The following is a 3,938-nucleotide window of genomic DNA, read 5'->3' as shown; positions in this document are numbered from 1 at the left end:
GGCGCGGCGCTCGGACCGCTCCACCCGCTGCTCCGCGCGCGGCGCGGGACCGCGCGCGCCCGCCCGGGGCGCCACGCGGCGTCCCTCGCGCAGCTCGCGCCGCAGGATGGTGCGCGCCCGGTCGCGCTGGTCCGCCGTGAGCACGGACTGCGCGCGGGCCATGGCCTGGTCGATGTTGCCGCGCATCTGCCGCACGATGGGCTGCATGTCGGCGGGCACGCGCTCGCCGGCGGGGCGCTCGCGCACGCGGCGCAGCTCCGCCCGGCGCTCCTGGGGCGACATGCGCTCCAGCTGCGCGCGGCGCTCCTCGCGCCAGCGCTGGTGCCGCGTCATCAGCTCGCGGCGCAGGGGGCCGTTGCGCCGCTCCAGGTCCGCGCGGATCTCCGACAGCCGCGCCACCTGCTGCTCCGTGAGCCCCAGCTCCGCCCGGTGCCGCAGGAGCGCGTGGAACGGCCGCTCGGCCTCGCGCAGGGCGGGGTCCTCCGCGCCCGGCTGCGCGGCCAGGGGGGCGGCGGCGCCAGCGGCCAGCAGCAGCGCCAGGCAGAATCGCACCAGGTGCTTCATCATCGTCATCGTTCGTCCGCGGGGTCCATCGGGCCGCGCGTCATCCGCGGCGCTCCGATGACGTGATACCGCCGGCACCCGCCAAACGTTGGGTGGAACGGATGCCGCGCGGAAGGGCCCTGCGCCTGCGGATCGGCCGGACGACCTTCGGCGGCGGGCATTGACCCTATCCGCGCGCGAGCTCCGGCTCCTGGCGCGTCGGATCTCCTCGGCGGATTGCGAGGATCGGCCGCCGCGTTATCTTTGTCCGCTTCGCCCTGGTTCCCGTTCCGCTCGCGTTTCCCGGCATCCCCATCCCACGCGCGCACGCTCCCGGACCCGCCCGCCAGGGCCGGCTTGCCGCGCACCGTGCATCCGCGGGTCGTCCGCAAACGAGGAGACGGATGCGCGACGGGCGCGGCGAGGGCTGATCCGCCGACGCTGACGTTTCCCCCGGTCCTCGCCCGCCCCCGCGGCCGCGGACCGGCATCCGTTCATCCTCACCGGGACCGGCCGCGCGCCGGGCCGTGCCGTCGTCTCGCGCGAGACGCATCCACACCACACACCGCAGAAAAGCCACACCGTGCGTCGTATCCTTCTTTCCGCCCTCCTGGTGCTTGCCGCCGCGCCGGCCGCCGCCCAGCGCGCCGGCGACGTACCGCGCCGCCCCGCCCTTCCCGCCGCCGCCGACAGCAATGACGCCCGCTCGTACATGGAACTGGGCGAGCGGCTGCTGAACCAGCGCCCCCGCGACGCGGCGGACGCGTTCTACTGGGCGTTCCAGCTCAACCCCACGCTGTCCGACGCCCTGTACGGCCGCTACACGGCCCTGCTGATGACGGACCCGCGCCGCCTGGTGAGCTACTGGGAAGGCGAGCGCCGCACGCTGCGCCGGGCCGACGTGCAGGCCATGGACTCGCTGTACTTTCGGGCCCTCACCATGGACCCGTTCCTGTACCGCCGCTTCGAGGCCGGCCTGTTCCGCTTCTACATGGAAAGCTGGGTGCGCCAGGAGCTGGACGCGTCGGGCGGCATGCACATCCCCGAGACGGAGCTGCAGCGCTACGTGAGCAACGCCATCATGGACGGCGGCCCGTACGTGCAGGCCCGCGAGGCGTACGCGCGCGGCAGCCACGAGGACGCCCTGCGGCTGTACGCCGACGCCATCAGCAAGACGCGGCGCAAGTCGGGGCTGCGGGCGGACCGCGCGCGCCTGCTGGCCCACCTGCAGAGCTGGGCGCCGGCCCTGCAGGAGATGACGCAGTCGCTGGAGGAGCTGCGCCGCGAGGACGAGCGCGACGTGGTGTACCTGTACGAGAGCAAGGCGCTCATGGAGCACGGGATCGGCCTGCTCAACGAGCGGATGGGCAACCTGCCGGCCGCCCGCGAGGCGTACGGCCGCGCGCTCACGGAGGAGCTCACGTACTACCCGGCGCACGTGCGCATGGCCACGCTGGCCCTCACGGAGGGCGACACGGCCGCGGCCGTCGCCGAGTTCGACCTGGCGGCGCAGGCCACGTCGGAGCCGTCGGTGCTGTACGCGTACGGCGCCATGCTCACGCAGATTGGCCGGTACGACGACGCGGCCCGGCAGTTCGAGCGGGTGATCGGGGTGGCGCCGTACTATGCCGAGCCGTACTTCGGCCTGGGGATGGTGCGCGACGCCCAGGGCAACCCGTCCGGCGCCGCCGACGCGTTCCGCCAGTTCCTGTCCCGCGCCCGGCAGAACCACGGCCGCCGCCCGCACGCCGAGCAGCGCCTGCAGGCCATCGCGGCGGAGGCCGGGGGGTCGCGGTGAGCGCCCGCGCCCGCCTTTTGGCCGCGGCGGCGCTGCTGCTGGCGGCCGCGCCCGCGGCGGCCCAGCCGTCCGGCGCCACGCGGCCCCGCACGGCGTACGAGGACCTGCAGATGTTCAGCCAGGTGCTCAACCAGATCCGGGTGAACCACCCGGACTCGGTGGACACGCACGCGCTGTTCATGGCGGCCGTGCAGGGGATGGTGCAGGCGGCCGACCCGCACTCGTACGTCATCCCCGCCGCGCGCCTGTCGCCGCAAAAGGAGCAGCAGCTGCGCAGCGGCCGCCTGCATCCCGTCCCCGTCGGCTTCCGCTACGTGGGCGGGCAGCCCGTCGTGGCCAGCGTGGCCCCGGGCACGGCGGCCGCGCGGCAGGACATCCTTCCCGGCGACGTGCTGGTGGCCATCGACGGCAACCGGGTGCTGGCCGAGAGCCCCGTGGAGCTGGAGGTGTTCCTGGCCGGCACCCGCGGCTCCGAGGTGCGGCTGACGTTCGAGCGCGAGCGCACGGACGGCACGCGCGCGGAGCTGGAGCGCACCGTGAAGCGCGAGCGCGGCGAGGACGAGTCGCCCGTGCCCGTGGCGATGATGCTGGACGCCGAGACGGGCTACGTGCGCGTGGTGACGTTCGCCAGCGAGCGCGCGGCCGAGGACCTGCACGCCGCCCTGGAGCGCCTGGAGGGCCAGGGGATGAAGCGGCTGATGCTGGACCTGCGCGACAACGGCGGCGGCGTGGTGAACGAGGCCACGCGCGTGGCCAGCGAGTTCCTGCCCGCGGGCGCCACCGTGTACGTGAGCGAGGGCCGCAAGGCCGAGGTGCACGACAGCGTCGTCGTCCGCCGCTCGTTCTGGAGGACGGAGCGGCAGTACCCCATCGTGGTGATGGTGAACGAGGGGACGGCCAGCGCGTCGGAGCTGGTGGCGGGCGCGCTGCAGGACCACGACCGCGCCGTGATCGTGGGCCGCCCCACCTTCGGCAAGTCGCTGCTGATGCAGGGCTTTCCGCTCTCCGACGGGTCGATGATCATGCTGACCATCGGCCACATCAAGACGCCGTGCGGGCGGGTGATCCAGCGGCAGTACCGCGACATGCGGGGCGCGGACTACTACCGGATGGCCCGCGCGGCCCGCGACACGGTGGGCCGTCCCAGCTGCCGCACGGCGGGGGGACGCACGGTCTACGGCGGCGGCGGCATCTACCCCGACGTGGTGATGCCCGAGGCAGAGCCGGCGCCCGTGTGGCTGGCGCGCTTGGCGGAGGATGCCGTGCACACGCGATGGATCGGCGGATACCTCACGGAGAACGCCGGCGCCTTTACGACGGCGGAGGCGCTGGCGGCCACGCCGCGCCTGCCCGACGCGGCCCTGGCGCAGTTCCGCGCCTTCGCGCAGCAGCAGGGCCACGCCGTGCCCGCCGGCGCGGACGCGGACCGGGCCCTGCAGCGCCTGCTGGTCCCCGAGATCGCGGGGACCAAGTGGGGCGCGGCGGGCTATTACCGCGTGCTGGCCGCCCTGGACGAGCAGATCGGCGTGGCCGCGCGGGAGTTCGCGCGCGCGGCGGAGATTCTGGGGGCGAGGGAATAGGGAATAGGGAATAGGGA

Annotated in this window: 2 protein-coding genes and 1 pseudogene; 2 read left to right on the top strand and 1 reads right to left on the bottom strand. The window is 74.4% G+C overall.

Features of this window, described 5'->3' with window-relative positions:
• Window positions 1–573: pseudogene (locus VFZ20_RS22530) on the bottom strand (hypothetical protein); the annotation flags it as partial.
• A 553-nt stretch (window positions 574–1,126) separates the two neighbouring features.
• Between VFZ20_RS22530 and VFZ20_RS22525 the strand changes: the two are divergent.
• Both VFZ20_RS22525 and VFZ20_RS22520 read left to right on the top strand, forming a co-directional pair.
• Window positions 1,127–2,341: a tetratricopeptide repeat protein gene (locus VFZ20_RS22525; protein WP_329686204.1), complete on the top strand. Its 1,215-nt coding sequence runs from the start codon at window positions 1,127–1,129 to the stop codon at window positions 2,339–2,341.
• Window positions 2,338–3,921: a S41 family peptidase gene (locus tag VFZ20_RS22520; protein ID WP_329686203.1), complete on the top strand. Its 1,584-nt coding sequence runs from the start codon at window positions 2,338–2,340 to the stop codon at window positions 3,919–3,921. Before VFZ20_RS22525 ends, VFZ20_RS22520 begins: the two co-directional genes overlap by 4 nt.
• Window positions 3,922–3,938 lie beyond the last annotated feature (17 nt).

The sequence above is a fragment of the Longimicrobium sp. genome (genome assembly GCF_036280135.1).
In the GTDB taxonomy this organism is placed as follows: Bacteria; Gemmatimonadota; Gemmatimonadetes; order Longimicrobiales; family Longimicrobiaceae; genus Longimicrobium.
Note: the sequence above shows the minus strand (reverse complement) of the source record. Positions and strands in the feature narration are given on the sequence as shown.